The organism is Halobacteriovorax sp. JY17 (assembly GCF_002753895.1).
Lineage (GTDB): Bacteria > Bdellovibrionota > Bacteriovoracia > Bacteriovoracales > Bacteriovoracaceae > Halobacteriovorax.
Genome location: NZ_NJER01000002.1, coordinates 134429 through 150923 on the forward strand (window position 1 = coordinate 134429; position 16495 = coordinate 150923).

12 protein-coding genes are annotated in these 16495 nt (G+C 35.2%); all 12 read left to right on the forward strand.

All coding sequences use genetic code 11. The annotated features are described in order from the left end of the window. Positions 1–47: 47 nt before the first annotated feature. The 12 genes from CES88_RS09015 (at position 48) to pilB (ending at position 16493) form a co-directional block, all read left to right on the forward strand. Complete coding sequence (locus CES88_RS09015; protein ID WP_290733550.1) at positions 48–854, forward strand: hypothetical protein; 807 nt, start codon at positions 48–50, stop codon at positions 852–854. After that, positions 855–4967 (forward strand): hypothetical protein, encoded by a 4113-nt coding sequence (locus tag CES88_RS09020; RefSeq protein ID WP_290733552.1) that lies wholly within the window; start codon positions 855–857, stop codon positions 4965–4967. 8 nt (positions 4968–4975) lie between these two features. Beyond that, positions 4976–6148, forward strand: a complete 1173-nt coding sequence (locus CES88_RS09025; RefSeq protein WP_290733554.1) for a class I SAM-dependent methyltransferase — start codon at positions 4976–4978, stop codon at positions 6146–6148. Positions 6149–6156: 8 nt separating this feature from the next. Next, on the forward strand, positions 6157–7104 hold the full coding sequence (locus CES88_RS09030; RefSeq protein ID WP_290733556.1) for an AAA family ATPase: 948 nt from the start codon (positions 6157–6159) through the stop codon (positions 7102–7104). Next, positions 7104–7946: a DUF58 domain-containing protein gene (locus CES88_RS09035; RefSeq protein WP_290733558.1), complete on the forward strand. Its 843-nt coding sequence runs from the start codon at positions 7104–7106 to the stop codon at positions 7944–7946. The genes CES88_RS09030 and CES88_RS09035 overlap by 1 nt, the downstream gene beginning before the upstream one ends. Next, a complete protein-coding gene (locus CES88_RS09040) occupies positions 7943–8725 on the forward strand; it encodes a hypothetical protein (protein ID WP_290733560.1) in 783 nt (260 codons plus the stop codon). The genes CES88_RS09035 and CES88_RS09040 overlap by 4 nt, the downstream gene beginning before the upstream one ends. Further along, positions 8712–9701: a VWA domain-containing protein gene (locus tag CES88_RS09045; protein ID WP_290733562.1), complete on the forward strand. Its 990-nt coding sequence runs from the start codon at positions 8712–8714 to the stop codon at positions 9699–9701. The genes CES88_RS09040 and CES88_RS09045 overlap by 14 nt, the downstream gene beginning before the upstream one ends. After that, positions 9698–11485 carry a VWA domain-containing protein gene (locus tag CES88_RS09050; RefSeq protein WP_290733564.1) on the forward strand — a complete coding sequence of 596 codons (1788 nt, stop codon included), beginning with the start codon at positions 9698–9700 and terminating at the stop codon, positions 11483–11485. Before CES88_RS09045 ends, CES88_RS09050 begins: the two co-directional genes overlap by 4 nt. Next, positions 11486–13135 carry a BatD family protein gene (locus CES88_RS09055; protein WP_290733566.1) on the forward strand — a complete coding sequence of 550 codons (1650 nt, stop codon included), beginning with the start codon at positions 11486–11488 and terminating at the stop codon, positions 13133–13135. It abuts the gene before it with no gap. Further along, positions 13135–14058 (forward strand): bifunctional riboflavin kinase/FAD synthetase, encoded by a 924-nt coding sequence (locus CES88_RS09060; RefSeq protein ID WP_290733568.1) that lies wholly within the window; start codon positions 13135–13137, stop codon positions 14056–14058. The genes CES88_RS09055 and CES88_RS09060 overlap by 1 nt, the downstream gene beginning before the upstream one ends. Beyond that, complete coding sequence (locus CES88_RS09065; RefSeq protein ID WP_290733570.1) at positions 14052–14714, forward strand: hypothetical protein; 663 nt, start codon at positions 14052–14054, stop codon at positions 14712–14714. Before CES88_RS09060 ends, CES88_RS09065 begins: the two co-directional genes overlap by 7 nt. 102 nt (positions 14715–14816) lie before the next feature. Further along, positions 14817–16493, forward strand: a complete 1677-nt coding sequence (gene pilB / locus CES88_RS09070) for a type IV-A pilus assembly ATPase PilB (RefSeq protein ID WP_290733572.1) — start codon at positions 14817–14819, stop codon at positions 16491–16493. Positions 16494–16495: the final 2 nt, after the last annotated feature.

Genomic DNA, 16495 nt, shown 5'->3' on the forward strand with positions numbered 1-16495 from the left:
AAATGTAAAATAGAATAAGTTTGTTAAGACTCAAATCTGAGGTAGTCATGAGAGTTGTAAGTTTATTTGTTTTATTAGTTTTATCTTTAAATATTTCAGCTGCAAATATTCCAGAAGTAAATGAATTTGATATTCGTTATTATCATCCGGAAAGCTATGGCCTTAAGGATCTTGTTTTTGAAGTTCGAGTTTCAAATTTGGTGGAAACTCTTAATAAAAGACAGAGCTTTGGAAAAATTGAAGACCTTTATTTTAAAGTCTATTGGATGTTCCCTGGTCAATATCAAATTCAAGTAAATGGATTCCCAAAAGGTTTTGAAGAAGTAAAGTATCAGTTAAAACAAATGATTAAGAATAGATTAGACTTTGTTGTTCCTTTAAAGCTTGCCCCAAGAGTAAGAAGTTATGAATTAAGTTACTTCAATCTAAAAAATGGAAAAGGAGTGAAGGGAAAAGATCGGACTGGATCAAGACCCGTCTCTGAAATCCAATTAAAATTTAAATCTAATGGAATGCTAGAAGAGTTTAAAACCTTTAGTCCTACAGGTGTAAACACGTCTACATTTGAACTTGGTGTGAAGGGATGGAGTAATAATAAATGGGTCGTAGACAAGATGACAATAAAGCTTATCCAAGGTGTACAGCTTACAACAATTGAAAACGAATTTGATTATAACTCTTATTCGGGGTTTGGGTTTCCATCAAAAGTGGATATTGAAACAACACAGGAAATCGTAACTAATAATGGTGGCAAGCCAAATAAGCGTACTGTTAGTTCATCTCTCAATTTTAGCAAGTATGAAGTTAATACGGGGAAAGCCGTACGCTTTATGACGAAAGGAATTAAGAAGTAAATGAAGCTCTGCTGTAGAATATTCTTCTTTATATTCACACTTTTATTAACTTCGTGCTTTAAGCAGGATACTCCAGAAGTCGTTTCTGATCAGACGAGAACAACTCGGGATTTAGAGCAGCTAGAAGCATGTTCAGATATAACCTTCTATGAAGGATTCTTATATAGAAAGAATCTTTTAAATTTATTTGTTTGTACAAGCTGGGATCTAAAATTTGTCGAAATGTTTAAAGCATTGGCCCAAACAAGCGATCGCCATTGGAATGACCTTGTTACCCCAATCGATGAAATGTTCTTTGGGGATAGAGCAAGAAGAGATCGCTTTATAAAATACTATCAAGATTTAGATAGTGATGGTGCTCTTGATGATCTTGGTCGAGTCATTACAGCTCTTACTGATACAAACTTCTATGATGGGCTTAACGCATTATTTGTCTGTGCAGAAAATCAAGAAGATTCAGTTTGTGAGAATAGAGAAAAACTAGTAAGTAAAGATGAAATTAAAGACCTAATGCTTCTGCTTAATCGCGATCCTCAGTTAATTTTAGAGCTAAGCAAGATTGTTGACGGGTTTCACTTTGCTTTAGGTAAAGATGCTGAGCCACTAAGAAGGGAAATTGTTAAATTTAATAATACTACTTTCTTTAATAAACTTCGAATACTTACAGTCTCTAAATTTGCGCAGAAATATCTCGATGAACTAAAGCGGGGAGACCTTGAATTACTGAAGGGGTTCTTTCTCGCGAAAGAGGGGGATTCTAATCAAAATTGGGTAAACTCTTGGATTAAGAGAGAAGACGTAAGTGAGGACTATCTTTCTAAGATAGTCCATTTTCCCGTCCAAGAACAGCCACAATTAGTAAGAGATATTAAAGTTTTAAATCAGCTCTATAATAGCAATATTTCATGTAGCGACGAAAATCTTCAGTTATCTATTGATATAAAGTCTCTTGTCGGTAATACCATTCAATACTTAAAGAAGGATGATATTGTTAGATTCTTCGATTCACTTTTAATGGCAAATGAGTCAGTTGTTTATGCAAGGCCAATTTGCCCAGATCTTACAGACGCAAATAGGGTTATAAACTATTACGAGTATTCAGGGCAAAGAAATGTAAATCACACAATAGATCTATCGAATATTCTTAAGTATTCGGTAGAACTTCTAGCTAAAAATCCTACGATAGATCTTACCAAATTTGTACTTGAACTTGTAGACTACGATCATGGCTACCTAATAGACTTCTTAGGGAGCGATGTTTTCAACATTGTAAATGAAGTAAATAAAGTGGTTGTTGAAAATAGTGAAGGCTTCTATAGAACATCTTTAGGCATTTTAAAAAGAACTGATGAGCAAATATATTACTCGTTGGCCTATATTCTAAATGATCTCTTCTCTAAAGCAACCTCATCTGATTTAAGAGCATGGACAAAGTCTTGGCTCTTTTGGAATGAGCAAGAACAGAATTTTCTGTTTAAGTTTATAGATATTCATCTCGATTCGAATACTGACTTCGTGAGACTTTTCTCTTTTTATTCTCTTTTTTTGAAAGAGGTTTCTAGTGACTGGGAGAGACTTGGAAATTATTACAATAAAGATGAGAACACGAGGGAGAGGACTTACCAAGCACTTAAGTTTGTTCTTTCTAGGTTTCACGGAAGTCAAATCTTGGGAGATTATAAAAAGTTTTTCTCAAGAGATCATATTCTTGAACTTTTAAAGGTGATTACTTCAGGTGGAAGCTTTAAAGAGAGTGCTCTTTCGCGTCTTTCTATTAGAAATATTGATAACCAAACTCCACTCGTTTCGCCTGTTGTTCAGCTGGTGACTAGAGGAGAGAGGGATAATTCAAGAGTTGCTGATTGTGCGAGAAGTATTTCAGAAAGCGCTTCTCTCTTTGATTTAATTAACTCTTATCCCGAAAGCTGTAGAGGAATTAATGAAACATATGCTCTAGATAATATATCGCAAGGAATATCGATAGCTCTTGGTGAGTTTCAAAAGAGCTATCCAAATAATGTCGTTGAGCATTTTTTTGAAGTCGGTGGATTACTATCCCCCGAGATGTCTATGTGGATGATTTCCTCAGCAGTTTCTATGGAGTCTCATCTTAATGAAAATGGAAAAGGAATTAGTTTTGTTCTTGATCAATTAAAAACGTATTTTTTAGATATAGGAGAAGAAGGAGCAAAAGGGACTTCAGTAATTAAAAAAGGGCTGGAGCTTATTGTTAATTGGCTTGGAGAAGATTCTGAAAGAGATTTAAGAAATGGAATGATTTCTGAATTAGTTGTAAACAAGAGTAGGGCAGACGAGCTCTACAAGAACTTACCTTTTTATATAAACGATTTTGAAGCCTGGAATAAGAAATATATTCAACCTGTATACGAGGAAAGAGAAGAATTTTCGTGTCAAAAATATTTAAATACACATGTTGGAAAGAGCATTTGTCCAAGCGTGGAAAAGGCCAAAGAGAATATAAATTTACTTGCAAAACAACTCGTTAAGCGTCACGAAGTATCCGAGGGGATTCCTGTTGAGTATATAATTAGGGCGGCATTACCTGATGGAGGAGTTATGATACCTCTTGATGGAGAGAAGACGAAGAAGAAAAGATTAACACTTCTTGAAACCTTTAATTACCTTTTTGATCTTTCAGATAAAGAATTAAAGGTTAATAAGGAGAAGGTTAAATATAGAGATAGTCTTGATGGAGATAAAGAATATTACACCATGACTACCAACGAGAGAATTGATCATGTTATTAGAAATGTAGCATTTGGGCATAACTACCTGGGTGTTCAATATCTTAATGCTGTTGTTAAGGGTGATGATTACAGTGATGTTGTAAAAGAAAAACAACGACTAATGGGAATCTGTCTAAATACTCCGGGTGTTAGATGTGGGAAATCAATGTCAAAAGAAGAGCGCCGAATGGGAAAGAATGCGTTCTGGGCCTATGATGGACTAGTTGACGTAAATAATGGAAACGATTTAGAGCCAAGAATGAAGTATGGTGAATATATGCAAGCCTTTATGTTTAGCTTTGTCGCTTCATCAGCTCTTAAAGCTCAGGAAGTGAAGCTCTTTCCTTTAGATGATGACGAATTAAAGAAACATAATGGAAAGGCCTTGGGATACTTCTCTGAAGTCGCTGCATTTAGCAATATGGGACGTGTCGTTCATGATAGAGTTGGGCGAACGAGAGCGGAGTTTGAAGAGTTTATAGCTTCTCCTCAGTTTAAAAGGGTGAATGACTTATTACTTTCTAGAGTTTCTGAAAGAGAAATTGTCGAAGTTGCAGAGCAATTATTTAAAACAATTAGTTCAGATGATCAAGGAGCCTTAAGCGATCTCGTTGAATGGATTAATGAATTGTCATATAGTGAACTTAGAATGGCTGAAGAGATTGTCGCAAAGTCTATCTATATCTCAACATATCTTGGTAGTGAAAAGCAAGTTTTTGGAACTGGTGATAATGTTAATTTTTCTAGTAGTACATCATTTGAAATACTTTATATCGTAAATAGATTAATGAATGAGTATAAACAGTTGAAGAAAAGTTTTGGAGAGGAATACTCTTTAAGAAGTATCGTTCCCCCAACATTGAATGCTGTTAGCTTTATTTATGAAAAACTGAGTAATGAAGGATCAAGTAAAAAGTACTGGTACTTACTTAATAGCGGTTATGCAGCTTTTAGAGAAGTATTCTACATAAGAGGAGCGATAACAAGTTTCTTGGAGAATGTAGTGAAAAAGAATAGGGCTTCATCTGTTTATGAACTTGTTTCTAACGTATATAAATATCTTGTAAATGTGGAAAGCGTCGGGGCAAAAGATTTGTCAGATACGTTAAGAATTTCTTATGAATCAAGCGTTGGATCAGAAACTCTATGGCGCTACCTAGAGGGCACAACCGTACGAAGTTTTTGTTCACAACAAAAAGAAGTATGTGAAGAAAATAAGAACTATGATGACCTTAATAGAATAGGTTACGTTCTAAGTCAAAAGAGTAATCTTAAGAGCACATTAGAATGGTTATTAATTGAAAACAAACAAGCAATTATAAATACAACAAATGACTTTTTTCCATTTTTGAAAATAGTTAATTAGAGGTTGATTTGAGAGAAGTTGAATTAACAAAAGCTGCGGCAAGGCAGCTTTCGCTATATTGCGTATCCTTCTATGAAAGAGATATAGAAACAAGTATTAAGTCTTTTCGTCCAGGTGAGTGGGTTGTTATAAAGAGAGAGGCTCAATTATATATTGGATTTGTGAATCCACATGTTATTGCAGGGCCAGTTCTTAGAGTTGTAAAAGAAATCAAAGAGGAAGTGGAGCCTAGAGACTTTGTCCTAGGCTTATTAGAAAAAGCTTTTTTAAAAAGGTCAAAATTTCGTGCATATTCAAATTATCGACTTTCGTATGGAGAATCAGACTTCTTGCCGGGCTTGATAGTAGATGTTTTTAATAACTACGTTTTAGTTCAAATAAACACAGCAGGAATAGATATCTTTAGGGAAGAGATAAAATCTTTCTTAGAGGAAAAGTATCCGAAAAGAAAAGTTGTTCTCTTTGATAATGAAAGTTATAGGAAAAATGAAATGTTACCAATGTATGAAAATACAAAGGTAGACAAGGTTGATATAGAAGAAAGTGGTCTTAAGTACAGTATTGATGGGGAGACAATTCAAAAAATAGGGTACTACTTTGATCATAGGGAAAATAGGCTCAAGCTGGAGCGATTTCTTAAAGAGATTTCCCCACTAGATAAAGGATTAGATCTCTTTTCATATGTTGGAAGCTGGGGGCTTCATATGTTGAGAGGTGGAGTGTTAAAAGTTGACTTTGTTGATCAAGCAAAAATGGATAAAAATATAAAATCAAATCTGTCTTTGAATGAATTCGAAGGTAGAGGAGAATTTATTAGAAAAGATGTCTTCTCTTACTTAGACCAATGTATTCAAACTAAAGAAAGTTTTGATATAATAATTAGTGATCCACCGGCGTTTAGTAAGAGCGAAAAGAATCTTAAAAAGGCCTTGGGTGGCTACGAGAAATTACATACTAAATCTCTACGACTGCTAAAGGATGAAGGTTACTATGTTGCGGCAAGCTGCACACATGGAGTCTCAATTGAGGATTTAGATTTAACAGTCTTGAAGGCGTCTAAGAAAATAGGAAAAAGGGTACAACTATTAGACATTGGTGTTCAAGGATGGGACCACCCTTTTGAAAGCTTAGGAAGTAAAGCATTCTATATTAAATATTTATTATATCAAGTTTATGAATAAGGATTGTTATGAGCGCGATTAGAGAAAAGTCAATTGAAGCATTGACCGAAGCGAAGAAAGTAATTTATGGTCAGGAAAAAATGCTGGATGCCATTTTGGCAGCACTTGTTTGCGAAGGCCATTTACTTATAGAAGGAATGCCTGGTTTAGGGAAAACCATGAGTGTTTCAACAATGAGTAAACTCTGTGATCTGTCTTATAAGAGAATTCAATTTACGCCCGACCTTCTACCTTCTGATCTAGTGGGAACAATGATTTACTCTCAGCAAAGAGAGGAGTTCTCAACAAAGTTTGGTCCAATATTTACTCAATTACTTTTGGCTGATGAGATCAATAGATCTCCAGCAAAAGTTCAGGCAGCATTACTCGAGGCAATGGCCGAAAAGCAAGTCACAATTGGAGATAATACGCATAAGCTCTCTAGTCCTTTTGTCGTCCTTGCAACACAGAACCCTATAGATCAAGAGGGGACATATCAACTTCCTGAAGCTCAGTTAGATCGCTTTATGATGAAGATTGATGTGGATTATCCAGATTTTGAAGCAGAGAAAAATATTCTTGGTCAGAAAGGAAACTTCCTAGATGAGATTAAATCTGTTCTGACAACAGATGATATACTTTCAATGAAAGAAGAGGTTGAGGCAATATATATTGACGAAAAAATTAAAGATTTAATTGTTAAAATTGTTCATGCAACAAGACCTGGTAATAAACACTTTGATAAATCATTTGAAGGCGCGATTCTCGCTGGTGGATCACCACGTGCTTGTATTTGGCTATATAAAATTAGTAAGTTTATAGCGTACATGGATAATAAGGACTTTGTAACTCCAGGGCATATCATGGAAATTGTTTCAGGAGTTCTTGGTCACAGGTTAATACTTACTTATGAGGCCTCTATTGATAATCTGAAGGGCTCAGATATCGCAAAGAGAATCGCAGAAAAGCTAATATAATGAATTTAAAAAGTGTAAGAGAAATTGTTGGAGGAATTAAAGGGGCTCTCTTTAAGAACTCAAATGGGTTTTCCATAGGAATGTTGAAATCACATTTCAAGGGTAGTGGATTGCAGTTTAAAGAGCATATGGTTTATTCCCATGGAGACGATGTTCGTTTTATTGACTGGAACCTCACGGCAAAAACACAGAATACATTTGTAAAAACATTTGAAGAAGAAAGAAATGTTGAAATAGTAGTTGTTTTAGATTTATCGGCTTCAATGTTCTTAGGTTATAAAGGAGTATCAAAACTCCAAGCTTCAATAGAAATATGCTGTCTTCTTTTCTTACTTTCAAGTGAAACAAGCGACTACGTTCAAGTTATTATTCTTGGTGAGGTTATAACATCACTTCCAAAGGCCTCGGGTGAAAAAGGAATTGCCATTTTAGTTTCTAAGTTAGAAGAAATAGGCGTACTAAACTCTAGTGGAAAGGTGAACATAAACTATCCTTATGAAAATGAGGGGATTGAATCAGTAGATAAAGAAAAGTCTTTGAAGTATTTGAGAAGAAATAAAGAAGTTGTGATCCTCTCTGATTTTGTAAGCTTCTTAAGTGCTGAAGAGTTAAAGAAATTAGCCTTTAGGAAGCATGTGCATTGTTTTCGCGTGATAGGACCTTTAGATGAAGCCGCTAGGAAATCATACAATCTTTATACAAAAAGTCGCGATGGTTCAGGTGCTTTGGCTGAGATTCATAAAAAGAAAATAGAAGAACTTGAAGATATCCTAGGGAAGAGAATAAAGAAGTTGAATGTAAAGGATCGATACCTTGAAGAGTTTATAAAGGAGATGATGTGAAATTATCTTTGACCTTAACTTTATTTCTCTTTATTTTAAATTTTTCTTCACTTGCTTACGAAGTGGAGGGTAGATTAAAAAACTTAAGTCCAGATAAGATAATACTTGAGGGAGAGAGCTTTGATGGTGAACTTTCTATATGGCCAATGCCTGAAGAAAGTCTTGAGGCAATCAAAGAAAGCTTGGAAGGTAAATCATTTCTAGATTATTTTTATATAGCGAAAATTGATAATATCAGATTCTCAGAAAATAATTCAGATGTTATTGTCGTCAATGCTAAAGTAGTTTTAGTTAAAGCGTACGAGTCTAAGAGTGTTTTTATTTGGACCTATAAGAGCTTGACCGTCCCTGTTGCCGTTGAAGAAGTGGCACCTCAAAAAAATGATGTCGGAAAGAATTTTGTGATACTTAATCAGAAAGAAGGTTTCCTTTCGAGCAAGTATAACTTCTCTTTATTGTTGGTAGGTCTCTTGTTTATTGTTTTAACTTTTTATTTTGGAAGAAAGGTACAAACTAGAAGAAGAATAAAGAAAGAGCAGCTCGCCATAATTTCAAATTGGAATAACCTTTTTCAGAATGCAAAGAGGAGAGCTGATGTTGAGATTATTTATGCGAAGAAAAGTGAGTGGCTCAATATTATAGGAGGAGAGACACCACCGATAATAAATTTTTTTGAAACTTTGAATGCTATTCAATATAAGCAATCGTGGAATGATATCGAGGAACATAAAGTACTTGAGGCCTTTGATGACATAAGAGGTATTTTTGCAAGAACTTGAGTTTTCAACATTTTATAATTCTCTGTGGGGAATCGTTGGTCTAGTTGTATGGACTTTCTCATTTTATCACTTTTTTAAAAAGCCAGAATTACTCCTACCGTCTGGAATGATGAAGAAAACGGGGGGAGTTAAAAGATCTTTGGTGTGGATTGTTGGCAGCCTTGGTTGGCTTCTTGTTGCCTACTCTTTAACTCAGCCAAGAGTTCCTCAGGGCTTTGCCAAGAATAAAATTGAAGTTAATGATATTTTCTTTGTCGTTGATGTTTCGAGATCAATGCTTGCAGATGACTTTAAGCCAAATAGACTTGAGGTTGCAAAAGATAAAATTGCTGACTTTGTTGGACTAAGACCTACTGATAGAATTGGTTTGATAATTTTTTCGGAAAGAGCCTTTACACTACTGCCACTTAGTACAGATTTAAAACTAATCAAGCAAATGGTTGGAGAAATAGATGTTGGAGGAATGCTTGGAAGTGGGACAAATATTGGTGATGCTTTAGGTTTAGCTGTGGCCCGTGGGGCTCAGTCGTTAGCAAAGAGTAAAGTTATTATACTTCTTACTGATGGAGTTAGTAATGTAGGCTTTTTAACACCCATTCAAGCAGCCGAAGAAGCAATGAAGCAAGGAATAAAGGTTTATACCATAGGAATCGGAGGTCGTGGAGATGCAAGAATTCCATATGGAAAGAATATATTTGGTCGACAGAGGTATCAACCCATTCCCGGGGGATCAATAGACTTCAAGACATTGCAGGCTATTGCTGACAAAACGAAAGGAAAAAGTTTTGAAGCTCAAGATGAAAAAGCATTGGCAGAAGTTTTAAGTGAAATTGAAAAATTAGAAAAATCTGAAATAAATGCTAGCGCAAGGGTAATCTATAAGGAACTTTATTTAATGTTCTTAATTCCCGGTGTTGTTTTAATTTTATTGGCTTCATTTCTTAGAAAGTATTACTTGAGAGAGGGAGGAGTATGAGCTTTGAATACCATAAATATCTTGCTATTGCAGTCCCTCTCTTAGTTGTTCACTTCTATTTTTTTAGAAGAAACGATAAGGAGTTCTTTCAATGGGTAGAAGACCATTGGTTTCTTAAGAGAAGTATTTCAAGTAAAGTTAGCAGACTTTTTTTCTTCGTTGCAATGGCACTCCTTGCCCTGTCGACTCTTGATCTTAGGGGACCTGAGGAAAAAATAGAAACTTCAATACCAGATCAAAAGACAATTATTCTTCTAGATAAATCAGCGAGTATGCTGGTTGAAGATGTAAGACCCAATCGTTTTAAAAAGGCCGTAATGATGGCAAGGCACTTTGTGAAAAAGGCCGCTGGCCATCAAGTCTCTATAATTGTCTTTTCAGATACTCATAAGAGAGTCGTTCCATTTACAGATGACATTGACTTATTAGACTCCATTCTTGGAGGACTATTGGATCTTGATATTAACGTTGGTGGATCTGAATTGTCTGTGGCAATGAAAGAGGCGACAAGTTATTTTACCCTAGAGAATGAATATAAAGGTGGAAATCTTCTTGTCTTTACTGACGGAGAAGAACATGACTCTTTAGAAAACTTTAAGCTACAAGATGACATAAACTTGGCAATTGTTGGAATTGGAACACTTAATGGCGGCCCGATACCCCTTCGAAGAAAAGGTGGAAGCTTTCAAGGTTATAAGAAGTATGAAGGCAAAGAGATAAACTCTAAATTGAATGAAGTTAATATTAAAAAATTTGTAAATAGAACAAAGAATTCAAAATATTGGATATCTCTTTCCTATAGTCTGCCTACAGATGAGATCTTAGACTTTTTTAGACAGAAATTTCAATCAAAACTTAGTAAAGGGCAATCTCGCATTAGGCCGGTTTTAGTGAAATACCTAGTTATACCTGCTGTTTTTATTTATCTTCTTTCATACCTTATCTCTCTACGTAGATCTTACGCCGTATTATCACTTCTGCTTGTAGTCACTCTTGCTACGGGAAGACCTGTAGCCGCAGAAGAAAAAGAAATCTCGCCAAATGATATAAAGGCACAAGCACTTCTCGAGAAGATGAGGCAAGGAGATCTGGACGAGACAGGTAAGCTTAAAATTGCTGAGGAATTGCTAAAGCTTAATAAATCAAAAGAATCGAGTACGATTTATCAAGAAACGATTAAGAATATTGACGAGTATCCAAATAATACTTTGTTGAACATGGGAACAAGCTTGTTGAAATCTGGGAAAATTGGTGAAGCACTAGATCTTTTTGATAAAATAAGAGAGAGGCGCGAGTTTAGTGAGGAAGAAAGAAAAATCATTGAAACGAATACGCTAAGAGCGATTCAAAAAAGTAAGCAAGATAAGAAAGAACAAGAAGATAAGAAAAAAGAGGAAGAAAAAGAGAAAAAGAAGAACGAAGATAAGAAAAAACAAGATAAAGGTGAGAAGGATCAGTCTGGAGATAAGAAGGAAGACAAGAAAGGGAAGGGATCTCAAAATCAAAATGAAAAAGACCAGAAACCTTCTGAAAATAAAAATGATAAAGATGAAGATAAGGAAGATAATAAGAAAAAGAATGAAGAGAGTGACAATAAAGATGATAAAAAAAATAAACAAAAGAAGACAATAAAAGAAAAAGAGAGTGATATTAAGAAGAAGAGAAAAATGGTGAAGATTCCTGCAACTCTGAAACAGATTATGAATGATGACAGGGGATTACAAAAGAAATATTTAAAGACAACTATTGGTAAAGATAAAAGAAGTGAAAGAAGAGATTGGTAAATGAAAAAAATAATTAGTTTAATATTGATGTTATTAACACTCACAAGCTTTGGTTCAGAGAAAGTTTCGATCTCCATTTTGCCGAATGCGCCAGTTTTAAATGAACCTTTTGAATTAATATTTAAAATAAAACTTACTGGAGATGAGGAACCATATATCTCTTTTGATCCGGGAGGAGCTTCTGTAACAGGAAGAAGTAATGGAGGTGTTTCACTAAAAACAACCATTATAAATGGAAAGTTTACTACCAGCAAAGAAGTAACTTATGTCTATAGTATGCTATCGACAAGACGTGGAACTCTCTATATTAAAAATATCGAAGTTGACTTTGGTGGAGGAAAAACAGAGAAGCTCAAAAATCTCAGAATAAATATCCTAAGAGAACCGCAAAAGCCAAAAGACATTTTTGTTATGGCGATACCATCAAAGACAGAGGTTTATGTTGGTGAGGGCTTTGATGTGAATTATTATCTCTATCAAAGAGTAAATGTAATGGGTAGCGAACTCGAAAAGTATCCAGCACTGGGAGACTTTTTAAAACGCTTTCATCTTGTTAATGAAACGATAGAAACGGTGCGATTTAAGGATGAGCTCTATCGAAGGTCTTTGAAGTATTCGGCAAGATTGTTCGCTCAGAAGGCCGGGAAGGCTCAAATAGATCCTCTAAAATTAAAAGTTCAGTATTCTTCTGGAACAAGTCGTAGTAATTTTGGGTTTGGGATACAGCTTGGTCAAGTAAGGGTGAGAAGTTTTCAGAGTGAAAAAGTTGAAATAAACGTTCTTCCTTTGCCGACAGAAAATGTCCCACCATACTTTAGTGGCCTGGTTGGAGAGCACGATTTTACATTACAGGTTCCACGAACAAAGTATGTGGTTAATGAGGCGATTGAGGCAAAACTTGAGGTCCAGGGGGTAGGAGCTTTAGAGGCCTACGAGGCCCCAAAGTTATTTAAACACAAGGACCTTGAAGAATTTGATACAAAGGGTGAAATTCAGCCGATTAATAATCAGATTCAGAAGAAGACTTTTGAATATACTTATCTTGCTCGTTCATCTTTTGATATTGAAGCTCATGTTGAAAAGGTCGCATATTTTGATCCTGTAAAAAAAGAATATGTAACGAAAGAAATTCAAGTGCCAAAGATTTCAATTTCTGGAGGGGCGGTCAAGAGCAGTAGTTATAGTAACTCTGAAAAAGTGAAGTCCGAACAACTACTACCTATTACTAGTGAAGAGAAGTCACCACTAGGAATAGTTGGAGTAAATTTAGGAAAAGTTAAAACATCTAATAAAATAATAAATTTGATAAATTATATTTTTGCAGGGGTTTTCTTATTATTAGTTATTAGTCTTTTTTTCGTGAGGAAAAGACTGTCAACGAATATGGAAATTTCGAAAGAAATCATAAGAGATATATTAAAAGGAAATCTATCCTTCTCCTCCCTTTATAGTGTTTTGAGTTTAATTTCTGATGATTTAGGGAAGAATGTTGGCGAGAAGGTGAGAGAAAGCTCTCTCTCTGAAGGAGCAAAGAGCTACTTCTTAAGTCTGCTTGATAGCCTTGAAAGAGGGACATATTCGACAGAAAAGGGTGGTAAAGGTAAAGTGAATAAAAAACATTTTAAAGAACTTAGGCAAGTTATAAAGTAATGAAAAAAATTAATAGTTTAAATGAAATTGAAAATGAAGAATTTGCTATAACAATAGGTAACTTTGATGGTGTTCATATTGGTCATAGATCAATTCTTGGAGATATACAAAGTAAGTGTAAAAAGAAGAATCAAAAATTTGTTTTAATAACATTTAGACCACATCCTCTTCGAATATTATGTCCTAAGGAAAACTTCCTGTTGAATACATATTCAGAGAAAGAGAAATTAATTTCCTCATTAAATGTTGATTACTTTCTAGAGATACCATTTGATCGAGATCTAAGTACACTTGCCCCAAGTGACTTCTTAGATAAGTACATTCTTATTAATAAAGATATACATTCGATCTATATGGGGCATGACTTTGCATTTGGAGCTAATAAAGAAGGAAACTTCTCGTTTGTGAAGAAGTATTGTAAAGATGTTCATGTTGAAAAGCTTAGAGAGTTTACACCAGACGAAGAAAACGTCTCTTCTTCTATTATTAGAAAGCTAATTGATAAGGGGGATATTCTTCGTGCCAATAATCTACTTGGTCGAAATTTCTTCTTGATGGGGACGATCGTCAAGGGGGCCGGAAGGGGAAAACAAATAGGGTTTCCAACGGCTAATATCTCATACAGCTCCGATAGAATAACGCCCAAGACTGGGGTTTATATAACGACAGTAGAAATTAGGGAAATGACCTATTTTTCTATTACTAATATTGGTGTTAACCCTACTTTCTCAGAAGAGAATCAAAAAACAGTTGAAACACATATCTTTGATTTTGATGATGATATCTATGGTGAAGATCTAAAGGTTTCTTTTCTACAAAGAATAAGGGATGAAAAGAAATTTAATAGTGTAAATGAACTTGTGGACCAGATAAGACTAGATGTTGAGTTTACAAAAGCCTACTTCAAAGAAAGATCGTGTTAAAGCTCGCTTTACTTGGTAGGGATATTTCTCATAGTAAATCACAGCAGATGTATGAAGACCTACTGGGTGAGAAGGTTCGTTATGAATTGTTAGATTTTGAAAAGGCTGACGCTATCCCTCGGATAGAAGAGGTTCTAGAAGGGCTTGATGGACTAAGTATTACATCACCATATAAGAAACATTTCTTAGATTCTGTTGAGATGAGTCCTGAGGTAGAGAGTCTTGGAGCAATTAACTGTATTTCTAAACAAAATGGTCGTTACTTCGCAACGAATACTGACTTCTTGGCCGTGAAAGAGATTTTTAAAGAGAGGTATTTGTCTAAGGATATTATAGTTCTTGGGGATGGAGTAATGGCAAAGATTACCTTGAAAGTATTAAATGACCTTGGATTAGGATATAAGCAATATTCACGAAAAAAGGATGGAAATCTAAATAATTTAGTTCTCCTTGGAGATAATACTCTAGTCGTAAACACGTGCAGCAGAAATTTTGTATTCAATAACGAATTAAGTCCAGGCAGTATTTTTTGGGACTATAATTATTCTTTTCCTGCGCATGTTGAATTTTTCAGGGGTACCTCTACTTTGTATATAGACGGCCTAGAAATGTTAAAGCTGCAAGCAAAGCACGCATTGAAGTTTTGGAGAAAATAGTTGAGTGTTTCTCTGTGGCAATTCTAACCTATTAAAATTCTTTAAATAAGTTTTAGATAATTCCGATAAGATATATATAAGTACTTTTAAATACGGTGTTATATGTTCAGGAAAGAGTTTGCAGATGTTATTGGCAAGACAGGGATGATTCCTATTAAGGATTTACGCCCTCTGTTGCTCGATAAAAATCCTGCAAAAGTTTCTGAGCTAGGTCTTCTCTCTCTTTCTTTCTTTGACGATATCAAATTTGCGAAGCAGGTTGCAGAAAATTACAACCTTACATTTATTGATCTGTCGAAAGCGAAAATCCCAGATAAAACAATAAAGCTGATTAGAAAAACAGATGTTTTGAAGTATAGAGTTTTACCAATTCAGAAAACTGCAAAAGCTGTTAGTCTTGCCGTTTTTGATCCTTCTATTGTTGAGTTAAAGCCTGAGCTGCAAACATTATTTCAGCATCCTGTTGAATTTATTTTAACAAACGTTGGGTCATGGGCAAAAATATTCGAAAGAGTTACTGAATCAATTGATGAATTACTAGAGACAATAAAGGAAGTTAAAGCTTCAGACACTAATAAAGAAGATTCTGTTAATGAAGAAGATATTGGTGAAGACGTAATAAGGTTTGTGAATAGAATCTTAGCCGATGCGTACGTGAGAAAGGCATCAGATATTCATATAGAACCATATGAAAATAATTTTAGAGTTCGGTTTCGTGTTGATGGAACATTGATGGAGGTTGCAAAGCCTCCAAAGACTCTAATGGCTCCTATGACGTCTAGAATGAAAATTATGGCGCAAATGGATATCTCTGAAAAAAGAAAGCCCCAAGATGGTAGAATAAAGCTCTCTGTAGGAGGGAAGCCAATCGATTATAGGGTTTCTAGTTTGCCAACGCTTTTTGGAGAAAAAATTGTATTAAGACTTTTAGACCAATCAAATCTTCAGCTTGATATGACGAAGTTGGGATTTGAAGAGCAGCAGTTGAAAGTTTTCAAAGAGGGGATCCATCAGCCGTATGGAATGTGCTTAGTTACTGGCCCAACAGGGTCGGGGAAGACAACCACTTTATATTCTGCTTTGGCTGAACTAAATGTTGTAGGAAACAATATTTCTACAGCAGAAGATCCGGTTGAATTTAACCTTGAAGGAATAAACCAGGTCAACGTAAAAAAAGAAGTAGGACTTACGTTCCCATTTGCTCTTAAGGCCTTTCTTAGGCAAGACCCCGATATAATTATGGTTGGGGAAATTAGAGACTTAGAGGTAGGCGAAATTGCAGTTGAAGCCGCACTTACAGGCCACATGGTTCTTTCAACGTTACATACAAATGATGCCCCTTCAACAGTAACGAGACTTTTGAATATGGGAATTGAACCATTTCTTGTAACAGGAGCACTGAATGTTGTTGTTGCTCAGAGGCTTTGTCGAAGAATTTGTTCTTCGTGCAAGGAAGTTGACACAGAAGTAACTAAAGAAGAGATTGTTGCCTGTGGTATTGCACCTAGTTCTGCTGAAAAAATAAAAATTTACAAAGGAAAGGGTTGTGACATGTGTAATGGAACAGGCTACAAAGGTAGAGTCGCAATCTATGAAGTGATGGATCTATCACCGAGAGTGAAAGAGCTGATTCTAAAACATGCATCTTCTGATGAAATAAAAAAACAAGCAATAAAAGATGGAATGAAAACACTAAGAATGTGTGCATTGACAAAAGTGGCCAAGGGGGAAACAACTCTTGAAGAAGCCGTGAATAACTCTAGTGCAGATAAGTTTTGATG